Origin of the sequence: Pseudomonas sp. RA_15y_Pfl1_P11 (assembly GCF_963970975.1) — a bacterium.
Taxonomy (GTDB): domain Bacteria; phylum Pseudomonadota; class Gammaproteobacteria; order Pseudomonadales; family Pseudomonadaceae; genus Aquipseudomonas; species Aquipseudomonas tritici.
Window position 1 is genome coordinate 161,702 of sequence record NZ_CAXAOY010000013.1, and the last position, 15,165, is coordinate 176,866.

The 15,165-nt window shown below is 55.3% G+C and carries 11 protein-coding genes and 4 tRNA genes; all 15 read right to left on the minus strand.

Translation table 11 applies throughout. The annotated features are described in order from the left end of the window. Window positions 1-217: 217 nt before the first annotated feature. Window positions 218-4,417, minus strand: a complete 4,200-nt coding sequence (rpoC, locus tag AACY44_RS17745) for a DNA-directed RNA polymerase subunit beta' (protein WP_049711295.1) — start codon at window positions 4,415-4,417, stop codon at window positions 218-220. A 64-nt stretch (window positions 4,418-4,481) separates the two neighbouring features. Then, entirely contained in the window at window positions 4,482-8,555 is a 4,074-nt protein-coding gene (gene rpoB, locus AACY44_RS17750; RefSeq protein ID WP_339417034.1) for a DNA-directed RNA polymerase subunit beta, read from the minus strand. 219 nt (window positions 8,556-8,774) lie between these two features. Continuing rightward, complete coding sequence (gene rplL / locus AACY44_RS17755; RefSeq protein WP_003176432.1) at window positions 8,775-9,140, minus strand: 50S ribosomal protein L7/L12; 366 nt, start codon at window positions 9,138-9,140, stop codon at window positions 8,775-8,777. Window positions 9,141-9,218: 78 nt separating this feature from the next. Then, window positions 9,219-9,719 carry a 50S ribosomal protein L10 gene (gene rplJ / locus AACY44_RS17760; RefSeq protein ID WP_015886139.1) on the minus strand — a complete coding sequence of 167 codons (501 nt, stop codon included), beginning with the start codon at window positions 9,717-9,719 and terminating at the stop codon, window positions 9,219-9,221. A gap of 198 nt (window positions 9,720-9,917) precedes the next feature. Continuing rightward, on the minus strand, window positions 9,918-10,613 hold the full coding sequence (rplA, locus tag AACY44_RS17765) for a 50S ribosomal protein L1 (protein WP_003232403.1): 696 nt from the start codon (window positions 10,611-10,613) through the stop codon (window positions 9,918-9,920). After that, the gene (gene rplK / locus AACY44_RS17770) at window positions 10,613-11,044 is read right to left on the minus strand and encodes a 50S ribosomal protein L11 (RefSeq protein ID WP_003210097.1); all 432 of its coding nucleotides are present in this window, start codon (window positions 11,042-11,044) and stop codon (window positions 10,613-10,615) included. Before rplK ends, rplA begins: the two co-directional genes overlap by 1 nt. Before the next feature lie 116 nt (window positions 11,045-11,160). Continuing rightward, the gene (gene nusG, locus AACY44_RS17775; protein ID WP_003176436.1) at window positions 11,161-11,694 is read right to left on the minus strand and encodes a transcription termination/antitermination protein NusG; all 534 of its coding nucleotides are present in this window, start codon (window positions 11,692-11,694) and stop codon (window positions 11,161-11,163) included. A 9-nt stretch (window positions 11,695-11,703) separates the two neighbouring features. Next, window positions 11,704-12,072 (minus strand): preprotein translocase subunit SecE, encoded by a 369-nt coding sequence (gene secE / locus AACY44_RS17780; protein ID WP_058414067.1) that lies wholly within the window; start codon window positions 12,070-12,072, stop codon window positions 11,704-11,706. A gap of 45 nt (window positions 12,073-12,117) precedes the next feature. Continuing rightward, a tRNA-Trp gene (locus AACY44_RS17785) sits at window positions 12,118-12,193 on the minus strand. Between the two features lie 159 nt (window positions 12,194-12,352). Next, a tRNA-Thr gene (locus tag AACY44_RS17790) sits at window positions 12,353-12,428 on the minus strand. Between the two features lie 26 nt (window positions 12,429-12,454). After that, window positions 12,455-12,528: transfer RNA gene (locus AACY44_RS17795), tRNA-Gly, on the minus strand. 24 nt (window positions 12,529-12,552) lie between these two features. Beyond that, window positions 12,553-12,637, minus strand: a tRNA-Tyr gene (locus tag AACY44_RS17800). Window positions 12,638-12,779: 142 nt separating this feature from the next. Further along, window positions 12,780-13,226 carry a hypothetical protein gene (locus AACY44_RS17805; RefSeq protein ID WP_339417040.1) on the minus strand — a complete coding sequence of 149 codons (447 nt, stop codon included), beginning with the start codon at window positions 13,224-13,226 and terminating at the stop codon, window positions 12,780-12,782. A 7-nt stretch (window positions 13,227-13,233) separates the two neighbouring features. Then, window positions 13,234-13,983: a pantothenate kinase gene (locus AACY44_RS17810; RefSeq protein ID WP_339417042.1), complete on the minus strand. Its 750-nt coding sequence runs from the start codon at window positions 13,981-13,983 to the stop codon at window positions 13,234-13,236. Continuing rightward, window positions 13,973-14,932 (minus strand): bifunctional biotin--[acetyl-CoA-carboxylase] ligase/biotin operon repressor BirA, encoded by a 960-nt coding sequence (gene birA / locus AACY44_RS17815; RefSeq protein WP_339428437.1) that lies wholly within the window; start codon window positions 14,930-14,932, stop codon window positions 13,973-13,975. Before birA ends, AACY44_RS17810 begins: the two co-directional genes overlap by 11 nt. Window positions 14,933-15,165: the final 233 nt, after the last annotated feature.

The window sequence follows — 15,165 nt, forward strand, 5'->3', positions numbered from 1 at the left end:
CTACTAGCTCCACTGTTGTCTTGCGACGCTATTGTCTTGCAAGAAAAGCAAAATGGCAGGAACGAATTCCCGCCAAATTTAGGGGTACAAGAGTCTAAAGAGGATCTTGCCCCCAGTCAAGGCAAGGCCCCGACATCCCCTCTCATCGAAACGGGGCAAAACTGCCTCGATCCGACGAATGGGGGCTGCCAGGGCCCAGACTTATTTATCGCAGAACTCAGTTACCGCTAGAGTTCAGCGCTTCGGTCAGTGCAGCTTCCACTTCACTGGCGCTCACGCGCAGCGGCTTGTCAGCATCACGGCGGCGCTTGCGCTCGCTGTGGTAAGCCAAACCGGTACCGGCTGGGATCAAACGACCCACAACCACGTTTTCTTTAAGGCCGCGCAGGTAATCGCGCTTGCCGGTTACCGCTGCTTCGGTCAGTACGCGAGTGGTCTCCTGGAAGGAGGCCGCCGAGATGAACGACTCAGTGGACAACGACGCCTTGGTGATACCCAGCAGCACGCGAGTGAACTTGGAAACGAATTTCTCGTCGCCAGCCAGACGCTCGTTCTCTACGAGTACGTGAGTCAATTCCATCTGGTCACCCTTGATGAAACTGGAATCGCCGGATTCAGCGATTTCAACTTTACGCAGCATCTGACGCAGGATGGTCTCGATGTGCTTATCGTTGATTTTCACGCCTTGCAGGCGATAAACGTCCTGGATCTCGTTAACGATGTACTTGGCCAGCGCACTCACACCCAGCAGACGCAGGATGTCGTGTGGATCGCTTGGGCCGTCGGAGATAACTTCGCCGCGGTTTACCTGTTCGCCTTCGAAGACGTTCAGGTGACGCCACTTCGGAATCAGCTCTTCGTACGGATCGCTACCGTCGTTCGGGGTAATGACCAGACGGCGCTTGCCTTTGGTCTCTTTACCGAACGCGATGGTGCCGCTGACCTCAGCCAGAATCGACGCTTCTTTCGGACGACGCGCTTCGAACAAGTCGGCAACACGCGGCAGACCACCGGTGATGTCACGGGTCTTCGAAGTTTCTTGCGGGATACGCGCGATAACATCACCGATCGCGATCTTCGCACCATCCGCTACACCGACCAGGGCGTTGGCTGGCAGGAAGTACTGAGCGATTACGTCAGTGCCTGGCAGCAACAGATCCTTGCCGTTGTCATCAACCATCTTCACGGCAGGACGGATGTCTTTACCGGCAGCTGGACGATCTTTCGCGTCGAGTACTTCAATGTTGGTCATACCGGTCAATTCGTCAGTCTGACGCTTGATCGTGATGCCTTCTTCCATGCCCACGTAGGTCACGGTACCTTTCATTTCGGTAACGATTGGGTGAGTGTGCGGATCCCACTTGGCCACGATTGCGCCAGCGTCGACCTTGTCACCTTCTTTAACCGAAATCACAGCACCGTACGGCAGCTTGTAACGCTCACGCTCACGACCGTAGTCATCAGCGATCGCCAGCTCACCGGAACGGGACACCGCAACCAGGCAACCATCCACTCGCTCAACGTGTTTCAGGTTGTGCAGACGGACGGTACCGCCATTCTTCACCTGAACGCTGTCGGCTGCGGAGGTCCGGCTTGCCGCACCACCGATGTGGAACGTACGCATGGTCAGCTGGGTACCCGGCTCACCGATGGACTGAGCAGCGATAACGCCGACCGCTTCACCGATGTTCACCTGGTGACCACGAGCCAAGTCACGGCCGTAGCATTTGGCGCAGATGCCGTAGCGGGTTTCGCAGCTGATCGGCGAGCGAACGATCACTTCGTCGATGCTGTTGAGTTCGATGAACTCGACCCACTTTTCATCCACCAGGGTGCCAGCAGGAACGATAACTTCCTCGGTACCTGGCTTGAATACGTCACGGGCAATGACTCGGCCCAGTACGCGTTCGCCCAAAGGCTCTACAACATCGCCGCCTTCGATGTGCGGAGTCATCAGCAGACCGTGCTCGGTACCGCAGTCAACTTCAGTCACAACCAAGTCTTGCGCAACGTCTACCAAACGACGAGTCAGGTAACCGGAGTTAGCGGTTTTCAACGCGGTATCCGCCAGACCTTTACGAGCACCGTGAGTCGAGATGAAGTACTGAAGTACGCTCAAACCTTCACGGAAGTTCGCAGTAATCGGCGTTTCGATGATGGAACCGTCCGGTTTGGCCATCAGGCCACGCATACCGGCGAGCTGACGGATCTGCGCGGCAGAACCCCGTGCGCCCGAGTCGGCCATCATGTACATCGAGTTGAACGACTCTTGATCGACTTCTACGCCATGACGGTCGATAACCTTCTCTTTCGAGAGGTTAGCCATCATCGCCTTCGACACTTCGTCGTTGGCCTTGGACCAAAGGTCGATCACTTTGTTGTACTTCTCACCCTGTGTTACCAGGCCCGAGGCGTACTGGCTCTCGATCTCTTTCACTTCATCGGTTGCAGCCGCGATGATGCGCGCTTTTTCATCAGGGATAACGAAGTCGTTAACGCCGATGGAAACGCCGGAGATGGTCGAATAAGCAAAACCGGTGTACATCAGCTGGTCAGCGAAGATCACGGTCTCTTTCAAACCAACCACGCGGTAGCACTGGTTGATCAGCTTGGAGATCGCCTTTTTCTTCATCGGCAGGTTGACGACGTCGTACGACAGACCTTTGGGCACAACTTGATACAACAGCGCACGGCCGACAGTGGTGTCGACAATACGAGTGCCGCTCACGCTGCCACCGTCACGGTCGTTGACGGTTTCGTTGATCCGCACTTTGACCTTGGCGTGCAGTGCGGCTTCGCCGGCACGGAACACACGGTCAACTTCTTGCAGGTCAGCGAACACACGACCTTCGCCTTTGGCGTTGATCGCTTCACGGGTCATGTAGTACAGACCCAATACAACGTCCTGCGACGGAACGATGATTGGCTCACCGTTGGCTGGCGACAGAATGTTGTTGGTCGACATCATCAACGCACGCGCTTCCAACTGGGCTTCCAGTGTCAGCGGTACGTGCACGGCCATTTGGTCGCCGTCGAAGTCGGCGTTGTACGCAGCACAGACCAGAGGGTGCAGCTGGATAGCCTTACCTTCGATCAGTACTGGTTCAAACGCCTGGATACCCAGACGGTGAAGGGTCGGTGCACGGTTGAGGAGAACCGGGTGTTCGCGAATCACTTCAGCGAGAACGTCCCAAACCTCTGGCAGTTCGCGCTCGACCATTTTCTTGGCCGCTTTGATGGTGGTCGCAAGACCGCGCATTTCCAGCTTGCCGAAGATGAATGGCTTGAACAGCTCAAGTGCCATCTTCTTAGGCAGACCGCACTGGTGCAGACGCAGGGTCGGGCCTACGGTAATTACCGAACGACCGGAGTAGTCAACGCGCTTACCGAGCAAGTTCTGACGGAAACGACCTTGCTTACCCTTGATCATGTCAGCCAGGGATTTCAGAGGACGCTTGTTGGAACCGGTAATGGCACGACCACGACGACCGTTGTCGAGCAAGGCATCGACAGCTTCTTGCAACATACGCTTTTCGTTGCGCACGATGATGTCCGGAGCGGACAGATCGAGCAGGCGCTTCAAACGGTTGTTACGGTTGATCACGCGGCGGTACAGGTCGTTGAGGTCGGACGTCGCGAAACGACCACCGTCCAACGGTACCAGCGGACGCAGGTCTGGCGGCAGAACCGGCAGAACGGTCAGCACCATCCACTCTGGCAAGTTGCCGGAACCCTGGAAGGCTTCCATCAACTTCAGACGCTTGGACAGCTTCTTGATTTTGGTTTCGGAGTTGGTTTGCGGAATTTCTTCACGCAGACGGCCAATCTCGTGTTCCAGGTCGATAGCGTGCAGCAGTTCACGGACAGCTTCAGCACCCATGCGGGCATCGAAATCGTCGCCGAACTCTTCCAGCGCTTCGAAGTACTGCTCGTCGTTCAGCAGCTGACCTTTTTCAAGGGTGGTCATGCCCGGGTCGATAACGACATAGCTCTCGAAGTAGAGAACGCGTTCGATATCACGCAGGGTCATGTCCATCAGCAAGCCGATACGGGACGGCAGCGATTTCAGGAACCAAATGTGCGCAACCGGCGAAGCCAGTTCGATGTGCGCCATACGCTCACGACGAACCTTGGCCAGTGCGACTTCAACGCCGCACTTCTCGCAGATCACACCACGGTGCTTCAAGCGCTTGTACTTACCGCACAGGCACTCGTAATCCTTAACCGGGCCAAAGATCTTGGCGCAGAACAGGCCGTCACGTTCAGGTTTGAACGTACGGTAGTTAATGGTTTCCGGTTTTTTAACTTCACCGAACGACCACGAACGGATCATCTCAGGCGATGCCAATCCAATACGGATGGCGTCGAACTCTTCGACTTGACCCTGGTTTTTCAGCAAATTCAGTAGGTCTTTCAAGGCCTTTCCTCCTGGCGGAGCAGAGAGCGGGCTAAACAGCCCCGCTCTCGATTCGCGTCACGTGTTATTCGGTTTCCAGATCGATATCGATGCCGAGGGAACGAATTTCTTTGATCAACACGTTGAAAGACTCGGGCATGCCCGGCTCCATACGGTGATCGCCGTCCACGATGTTTTTGTACATCTTGGTCCGACCGTTCACATCGTCCGACTTCACTGTGAGCATTTCTTGCAGAGTGTAAGCAGCGCCGTATGCTTCCAGTGCCCAGACCTCCATCTCCCCGAAACGCTGACCACCGAACTGAGCCTTACCACCCAGCGGCTGCTGGGTAACCAGGCTGTACGAACCGGTAGAACGAGCGTGCATCTTGTCGTCTACCAAGTGGTTCAGCTTCAGCATGTACATGTAGCCAACAGTAACCGGGCGCTCAAACTTGTTGCCGGTACGGCCGTCGAACAGCTGCATCTGGCCGCTTTCTGGCAGGTCTGCCAGTTTCAGCATGGCCTTGATTTCGCTTTCCTTGGCACCGTCGAACACCGGGGTAGCCATTGGAACGCCGCCGCGCAGGTTCTTCGCCAGATCCAGGATTTCCTGGTCAGTGAAGGTATCCAGCTCTTCGTTGCGACCGCCGATCTCGTTGTAGATCTCGTGCAGGAACTTACGCAGGTCTGCGACCTTGCGCTGCTCTTCGATCATGCGGTTGATCTTCTCGCCCAGACCTTTGGCCGCGAGGCCCAGGTGGGTTTCAAGGATCTGACCAACGTTCATACGCGAAGGTACACCCAACGGGTTGAGGACCACGTCCACCGGAGTGCCATTGGCATCGTGCGGCATGTCTTCAACCGGCATGATCACGGAGACCACACCTTTGTTACCGTGACGACCGGCCATCTTGTCGCCCGGCTGGATGCGGCGACGGATTGCCAGGTAAACCTTGACGATTTTCAGCACGCCTGGAGCCAGGTCATCGCCTTGCTGCAGTTTGCGCTTCTTGTCTTCGAACTTGTCGTCCAGCAGACGGCGACGATCAACGATGTAAGCCTGGGCTTTCTCGAGCTGCTCGTTCAGAGCATCTTCAGCCATGCGCAGTTTGAACCACTGGCCATGCTCGAGACCGTCGAGGATTTCGTCGGTGATGTCCTGACCTTTCTTCAGACCTGCGCCGCCTTCAGCCTTGTGGCCTACCAGAGCGGAACGCAGACGTTCGAAGGTCGCGCCTTCAACGATACGGAACTCTTCGTTCAGGTCCTTGCGGATCTCGTCGAGCTGGGTCTTCTCGATGGACAGTGCGCGAGCATCACGCTCAACGCCGTCACGGGTGAAGACCTGTACGTCGATGACGGTGCCCTTGGTACCGGTAGGTACACGCAGGGAGGTGTCTTTAACGTCGCTGGCTTTTTCACCGAAGATGGCACGCAACAGCTTCTCTTCCGGAGTCAGTTGGGTCTCGCCTTTCGGAGTGACCTTACCGACCAGGATGTCGCCTGCGCCAACTTCAGCACCTACATAAACGATACCGGCTTCGTCCAGCTTGTTCAGTGCAGCTTCACCCACGTTCGGGATGTCTGCAGTGATCTCTTCTGGCCCAAGCTTGGTGTCACGTGCCACACAGGTCAGTTCCTGAATGTGGATCGTGGTGAAGCGATCTTCCTGAACCACACGCTCGGACAGGCAGATGGAGTCTTCGAAGTTGTAACCGTTCCAGGCCATGAACGCGATGCGCATGTTCTGACCCAGTGCCAGCTCACCCATATCGGTGGAAGGACCGTCTGCCATGATGTCGCTGCGCTGAACCCGATCACCCTTGCTCACCAGCGGACGCTGGTTGATGCAGGTGTTCTGGTTGGAGCGGGTGTACTTGGTCAAGTTGTAGATGTCGACACCGGCTTCGCCAGTTTCAACTTCGTCATCGGCAACACGAACCACAATACGGCTGGCATCAACAGAGTCGATCACGCCGCCACGACGAGCCACAACGCATACGCCGGAGTCACGGGCTACGTTACGCTCCATGCCGGTACCTACCAGCGGCTTGTCAGCACGCAGGGTGGGTACAGCTTGACGCTGCATGTTGGAACCCATCAACGCACGGTTGGCGTCATCGTGTTCCAGGAACGGGATCAGCGACGCTGCAACCGAAACTACCTGCTTGGGCGATACGTCCATCAAGGTGACGTCTTCCGGCGCCTTAACGGTGAACTCGTTCAAGTGACGAACAGCTACCAGCTCGTCGATCAGCATTTTCTTGTCGTTCATCGTGGCCGAAGCTTGAGCGATCACGTGATCAGCTTCTTCGATGGCGGACAGGAACACGATCTCGTCGGTGACCAGAGCGTCTTTCACGACACGGTACGGGCTCTCAAGGAAGCCGTACTGGTTGGTGCGCGCATAGGCAGCCAGGGAGTTGATCAGACCGATGTTCGGACCTTCCGGCGTTTCGATCGGGCAAACACGACCGTAGTGCGTCGGGTGTACGTCACGAACTTCAAAGCCCGCACGCTCACGCGTCAGACCGCCCGGGCCCAGTGCAGATACACGGCGCTTGTGGGTGATCTCGGACAGCGGGTTGTTCTGGTCCATGAACTGCGAGAGCTGGCTGGAACCGAAGAACTCTTTCACCGCCGCAGCCACCGGCTTGGCGTTGATCAGGTCTTGCGGCATCAGGCCTTCGCTTTCGGCCATCGACAGACGCTCTTTGACCGCGCGCTCAACACGCACCAGACCAACGCGGAACTGGTTCTCGGCCATTTCGCCTACGCAGCGAACACGACGGTTACCCAGGTGGTCGATGTCATCGACGATGCCTTTACCGTTACGGATGTCGACCAGAGTCTTCAGGACCGCAACGATGTCTTCTTTGCACAACACGCCCGAACCTTCGATCTCGGTACGACCGATACGACGGTTGAACTTCATCCGGCCGACCGCAGACAGGTCATAGCGCTCAGGGCTGAAGAACAGGTTGTTGAACAGGGTCTCGGCAGCGTCTTTGGTGGGAGGCTCGCCAGGACGCATCATGCGATAGATCTCGACCAGCGCTTCCAATTGGTTGCTGGTGGAGTCGATCTTCAAGGTGTCGGAGACAAACGGACCGCAGTCGATGTCGTTGGTGTACAGGGTCTCGATGCGAACAACCTGAGCCTTGGCGATCTTGGCCAGGATCTCGGTATTCAGCTCGGTGTTGCACTCAGCCAGGATTTCGCCTGTAGCCGGGTGAACGATGACCTTGGCGGTGGTGCGGCCAAGGACGTATTCCAAAGGAACGTCCAGCGATTTGATACCGGCTTTTTCGATCTGGTTGATGTGGCGCGCAGTAATACGACGACCCGCTTCAACAATGACCTTGCCCTTCTCATCCTGGATGTCCAGGACGGCAATTTCACCACGCAGACGCGATGCGATCAGTTCCAGGCTGAGGGTTTCACCCTTCAGGCTGAATACGTTGGTGGTGTAGAAGGCATCCAGCACTTGTTCAGTGGTATAGCCGAGCGCGCGCAGCAGTACCGAGGCCGGCAGCTTACGACGACGGTCGATACGCACAAACACGCAGTCTTTCGGGTCGAACTCGAAGTCCAACCACGAACCACGGTACGGAATGATCCGCGCGGAGTACAGGAGCTTACCGGAGCTGTGCGTCTTGCCGCGGTCGTGGTCAAAGAACACGCCCGGGGAACGGTGCAGCTGGGAAACGATTACACGCTCGGTACCGTTGATAACGAAGGTACCGTTTTCAGTCATCAGTGGGATTTCGCCCATGTAGACTTCTTGCTCTTTGATGTCCTTGATCGCTTTGTTCGACGATTCTTTGTCGAAAATGATCAGGCGGACTTTTACCCGCAAAGGTACGGCGTACGTGACACCGCGCAACACGCATTCTTTGACATCAAATGCCGGTTCGCCCAGGCGATAACCGACGTACTCCAGCGCAGCATTGCCGGAGTAGCTGATGATCGGGAAAACGGATTTGAAGGCCGCATGCAGGCCCACGTCGCGGAACTGATCTTTGGTCGCTCCCGCCTGCAAGAATTCACGATACGAATCCAGCTGGATAGCCAGAAGGTACGGGACATCCATGACGTCCGGCAACTTGCTAAAGTCCTTGCGGATACGTTTTTTCTCAGTATATGAGTAAGCCATCAGCGTTCCCCAGCTTGGTCACCTGCTTGTTTGGCCCTCCCGACGGGAGCAGCCAGAAAATCTTGCAAACCCCATGGTTTGCACCACCGCATCGGGTGGCTACAGCGCGTTAATGGCGGCGACCGAGTCGACAGCCAAGAACGGAAAAAGGCCGGTGGCAAGAGCCACCAGCCATCAGCCTTCAGCTTGACGCGTGGGCTGGAGACGCAAGGTCGATGCTTACTTCAGCTCGACTTTAGCGCCTGCTTCTTCCAGAGTAGCTTTGGCTTTGTCGGCGGCGTCTTTCGACACTGCTTCCAGAACCTGGGCAGGAGCGCCGTCAACTACAGCCTTGGCTTCTTTCAGGCCCAGACCGGTCAGTTCACGTACTGCCTTGATCACGTTTACTTTCTTCTCGCCAGCTTCCAGCAGCATAACGTTGAATTCGGTTTGCTCTTCAGCAGCAACAGCAGCAACAGCTGGACCAGCGGAAGCAGCGGCAGCGGAAACGCCGAATTTTTCTTCGAAAGCTTTGATCAGCTCAACAACCTGCAGAACCGACATTTCAGCTACGGCGTTGAGGATATCGTCTTGGGAGATAGACATTGCTGTATTTCCTGAATTGGGGGACGGCCTACGCGGCCATCGAAATAAACAAAAATACGCGAGAGAATTTGCTCAGCCTTAGGCTGCGGCAGCTTCTTTTTGCTCGCGAACTGCGGCCAGAGTACGAGCCAACTTGCTGGTAGCGCCTTGAATCACGCTCATCAGCTGAGAAATAGCTTCGTTACGGGTCGGCAGTGTTGCCAGTACGTCGATTTGGTTAGCTGCGAGGAACTTGCCCTCGAACGCAGCTGCCTTGATCTCGAACTTGTCCTGACCCTTTGCGAACTCTTTGAACAAACGGGCAGCAGCACCCGGATGATCGGTGGAGAAAGCAATCAGGGTCGGGCCTGTGAACACGTCGTTGAGAACACTGTATTCAGTGTCAGCAACAGCGCGCTTAAGCAGGGTGTTACGCACAACACGTACGTATACGCCAGCTTCACGAGCCTCTTTACGGAGTCCGGTCATAGCGCTTACTGTCACACCACGGGCATCAGCCACGACAGCGGACAGAGCAGCTTTGGCAGCCTCGTTGACTTCAGCGACGATGGCCTTCTTGTCTTCGAGATTAATTGCCACGGGTTTAACTCCTGCTTGTTACCGTTTCATCTGGCCGGAGCCGGATGTCGTTTTGGTGTCTGATTCGGTAAGGAACCGGGAGCACCATCTGCGTAGGCTTGTGGTTTAAGACTTGCGTCGCCTACGGTCTTGGATAGCCCCCGCCAGGCAGGGACCCCAATTTTTCAATTGGCGCAATCGCTCGCGCCAATCTTTGTCTTATACGTCCAGCGAGCCTTGGTCGATGACCAGACCTGGGCCCATAGTGGTGCTCAGGGTAACGCGCTTGACGTAGATACCTTTCGAGGAAGCAGGCTTGATACGCTTCAAATCAGCGATCAGGGCTTCAACGTTTTCCTTCAGCTTGACGGCATCAAAGCCGACTTTGCCAACGGAGGTGTGAATGATGCCGTTTTTGTCAGTGCGATAACGAACCTGACCAGCCTTGGCGTTTTTAACCGCGGTAGCTACGTCTGGCGTTACGGTGCCGACTTTAGGGTTAGGCATCAGGCCACGCGGACCGAGGATCTGACCCAACTGACCTACAACGCGCATTGCATCCGGGGAAGCAATAACTACGTCATAGTTCAGGTCGCCGCCTTTCATTTCGGCAGCCAGGTCGTCCATGCCAACGCGATCAGCGCCGGCGGCCAGAGCAGCTTCAGCTGCCGGGCCTTGGGTGAAGACAGCTACACGTACAGTCTTGCCAGTACCGTGTGGCAGCACAGTTGCGCTACGAACGACCTGGTCGGATTTACGTGGGTCAACACCCAGGTTTACAGCAACGTCAACGGACTCGCTGAACTTGACAGTCGACAGCTCGGTCAGCAGGGCAGCAGCGTCTACAAAATTGTAGGCCTTGCCCGCTTCGATTTTGCCGGCGATAGCCTTTTGGCGCTTGGTCAGCTTAGCCATTACACACCCTCCACGTTAAGGCCCATGCTACGAGCAGAACCGGCGATGGTACGCACGGCTGCATCCATATCAGCTGCAGTCAGATCCGCGTTTTTGGTTTTCGCGATTTCTTCCAGCTGAGCACGAGTCACGGTGCCAACCTTAACGGTGTTCGGACGAGCGGAACCGCTAGTCAGACCAGCAGCTTTCTTCAGCAAAACCGAAGCCGGGGTCGACTTGGTTTCGAAAGTGAAGCTACGGTCGCTGTATACAGTGATGATCACTGGAGTCGGCAGACCTGGCTCAATACCCTGAGTACGGGCGTTGAAGGCCTTGCAGAATTCCATGATATTCACGCCGTGCTGACCCAGAGCTGGACCGACGGGTGGACTAGGGTTGGCCTGAGCGGCCTTCACTTGCAGCTTGATGTAAGCGGTAATCTTCTTGGCCATGAGGCACTCCAATTACGGGTTCGAACGCCTCTAAAGGCTCCCCGGTTACTTGCGCGTTTATCCCAGTGACGACAAAACCCCACAGCCTAGGCTGCGGGGTTGGGATGCTTGCTCAGCTAGACCTTCTCGACCTGGCTGAACTCCAGCTCTACCGGAGTAGAACGACCGAAAATGAGCACTGCCACTTGGATGCGGCTCTTTTCGTAGTTAACTTCTTCGACAGTACCGTTGAAATCAGCAAACGGACCATCTGTAACACGAACAACCTCACCCGGCTCGAAAAGCGTCTTCGGCTTAGGCTTGTCACTACCATCAGCAACACGACGCAGAATTGCTTCTGCCTCTTTATCGGTGATAGGAGCAGGCTTATCAGCGGTACCGCCAATGAAACCCATGACACGAGGGGTGTCCTTGACCAAGTGCCAAGTACCTTCATTCATGTCCATCTGTACCAGCACGTAGCCAGGGAAGAACTTGCGTTCGCTTTTGCGCTTCTGACCATTCCGCATTTCAACCACTTCTTCAGTGGGAACCAGAATTTCGCCGAAGCCATCTTCCATGCCTGCCAGCTTTACGCGCTCCAGCAAAGAGCGCATAACATGCTTCTCGTAACCCGAGTAAGCATGCACAACGTACCAACGCTTAGCCACGGGACACCCTTAGCCAACAATCAAGGAAACAAGCCAGCCGAGCAGGGAATCAAGCCCCCACAACAGCAACGCCATAACCAGAACAACAGCCACAACAATCAACGTGGTCTGCGTGGTTTCTTGGCGAGTCGGCCAAACGACTTTACGTATTTCGGTGCGAGCTTCCTTTACCAGTACCGCGAAAGACTTACCCTTGGCAGTCTGCAGGCCAACAAAGACAGCTACAGCAGCAAGGGCAAGCAAAGCGAGCACACGGTACAGGATCGGCGAAGCAGAATAGTACTGATTGCCAACAACGCCTACGACCACCAAGGCAACTACGGCGAGCCACTTGACCAGATCGAAACGAGAGCTTTGAGCTTCAGCCTTAGGAGTCATCTATGAAGATCCTGTGAAAAGAAAGCCAGATACACCACGTGAATCTGGCAGGTCAGGAGGGAATCGAACCCCCAACCTACGGTTTTGGAGACCGTCGCTCTGCCAATTGAGCTACTGACCTAAAACAAAATCAGGCCGACCATTATGCAGGCCTGAAAAAGACTTTACAACAACCAAGCTCTAGAGATTTGAAATCACCTGACAACACCAGGCAAAACACCATCAAACCGAGATTAGCTGTTAAAACAAAGGCAGATATTTTCATATCTGCCTTGTTATATGGAGCTCTTGAGCGGATTTGAACCGCTGACCTCACCCTTACCAAGGGTGTGCTCTACCAACTGAGCTACAAGAGCAAAACACCGTGCACAACCTGCAAACTTGGAGCGGGTAGCGGGAATCGAACCCGCATCATCAGCTTGGAAGGCTGAGGTTCTACCACTAAACTATACCCGCGGAGCTTGCAGCTCACGCTAAAAATGGTGGAGGGGGAAGGATTCGAACCTTCGAAGTCGTAGACGTCAGATTTACAGTCTGATCCCTTTGGCCGCTCGGGAACCCCTCCTAAGCGAGCCGGCATTCTACATCACGCCGGCCTTCTGTCAAGCATTTTCTCATTAAAAATATGAGGTTAGCTGCGTTGACCTTCGCTTCGCACTGTTGACCCAAAACGTCTTCACTGCGAAGCGGGCGCCATTCTATGCAAACTATTCGAGAGTTGCAACGCCTTCGCACAACATTATCTTATGTTTTAACTCATTGAATTCCTTAGCAAGGTTTTCAAAGGGCAGGTCGTCAGCAAGGCGTCGACTTTCAGGGGCAACGCGGAGCCAGTAGCCGGAAGCATCAGCAGCATTCAGCAATTGGACCCTGACCTTTATATCCAGGCTTGTGAGGCGCTGCTCAACGAGCTGCGCCTGGCGTTGATCCGCAAATCCGCCGATGTACAGGCACGTATTTTGTGCCTCAGGCGCTCTTGCTCGCTCCCTGCGCATTACCGTGTCAGAGGATTCACTCAATAGACGAATGTCCTGCTGCGACCCCTTGTAGAGACTTAGAGGCGTGACATCTTTAGCGCGCAAAGGCGCTTCTTGCTGATGCCAAATGTAGTAGAAGGCGTTGAGAACAAGTAAAAGTAAAAAAAGCCAACGCATAATCACCTCAGGACAAAGGGCACGCCATCGCCAAACCGACAAAAACCAGATCAGGAACGAGCCGAGCCTGTGGCACCGCATCCGATATCAGATCAGCATCCCCGCCAGTCAGGAACACAGTGAAGTCATCACCCCAGTAGCTCCGCGCCTGCTCCAATTGAGTTAGCACAAACCCTCTCAACATCAACGTACAGCCGCGCTCTACAGCCTCCACAGTCGTACGACCTGGCGAGAGATACTCCAGCGCTCGTTCAGCAGCAGCGTCGTCGTAACGAATCTTGCGCGTATGAGTCCGCAGTTGGCTGCGCATCAGAGGCATGCCTGGACATATAAAGCCGCCCAGATGCTCACCATCAGCCGTAATAAAATCCGCCGTTGCTGCGGTGCCAAAATCGAGCACTAGGCAAGCGCCGCGCGCCAGCTTGAATCCACCAAGCATCGCCAACCAGCGATCAAGACCCAGACGCTCGAAATCTTCGTAGCCGTTACGCACTCCGGCCATTTCTCGCGCGGGACCAGCGCAGGCAACAACAACGCCGAAAGCCTCATACAGAGCCGTAACTAATTTGCTTGTTTCCTCCAGGGCACGAACGCTTACCAATCGGCAGTGTGTCAGCAACAACTCTGGGACCGCGACAAGGCTTTCAATCAACGCCAGATCCGAACCAACAACCCCCTCCGCCGAGACACTCGCCCTATCCGAATCAAGCACTCGCCATTTAATAAAGCTATTCCCGCAGTCGAGCTCAAGAATCATCACGCAGCCTCAGGCTTAACTCACCACCACTGTATATTTTCTCAACGCCATCGACACTCAGGCGCAATGCTCCCTGACGATCTACACCCAATACAACCCCGTCAACCTGGTTAACGCCGGCGATGAGGGATACTGAACGCCCCTGCCATGCGTGATTTTGCTCCCACTCCTCTTGAAGCGCGACAAAACCGTGTGCCCTGTGTTGATCAAGGTAGCTTTGCAACTGCAGGCCCAATCGCGCCGCCAGAGCGTTGCGATCGACAGGAGAGCCCGTCTCGAGCTGCACCGAAGTCCATAGCTGATCGACCTCGTCAGCTCTCTGCATATTGACGTTGATACCAATTCCGAGAACAACGTGACAGATATCAGCAGGGTCTCCTACCAACTCCAGCAAAATCCCGGCAATCTTCTTCTGCCCTACCAAGACATCGTTTGGCCACTTCAGTGCCGCCCCCTGCACACCTGACTCGCGCAAGGCCTGCATGACCGCCAAGCCCACCACCAGGCTCAGGCCCTCCAACTGCCGCAGACCAGCCTCGATGCGCAATACGAGGCTGTAATACACATTCTGTGCAAACGGGCTGACCCACTTTCGTCCCCTCCTGCCTCTTCCCGCCGTTTGCTGCTCCGCAAGCACCAAGAACGGAGCCGCGCATCCTGCATTAACAAGACGCAAGGCTTCGGCATTCGTGGAGTCAATGGAGTCAGAGATATGAACGGGCCACGCCAAGGAAGGTGCATTCAGCGCAATGTCCTCAGCACTCAAGAAAACCAGCGGTGACGCCAATTGATACCCTTTGCCACGAACCTTGTGGATGGGCAGATTCAATTCAGCCTCAAGGTGCTGGAGCTGCTTCCAGACAGCGCTGCGACTGACGCCCAGGGCGGCGCCAAGTGCTTCTCCGGAATGGAATCGGCCATCTTTCAGAAGTTTTAACAACGTCAGCATTCAGGTATCGCCTCACAATGAGGCACGCATGATAGCCATGCGCAGAGTCATTGCATAGAAAGGCCGAGCGTTAGCACTGAAGGCTGCCGAGATGAGCCTCTTCGAACTTTCCAACCGCCCAAAACAAAACCCCTGTTTGCGTTAGCAAACAGGGGTTTCGGAATTTAATCTTGACGATGACCTACTCTCACATGGGGAAACCCCACACTACCATCGGCGATGCATCGTTTCAC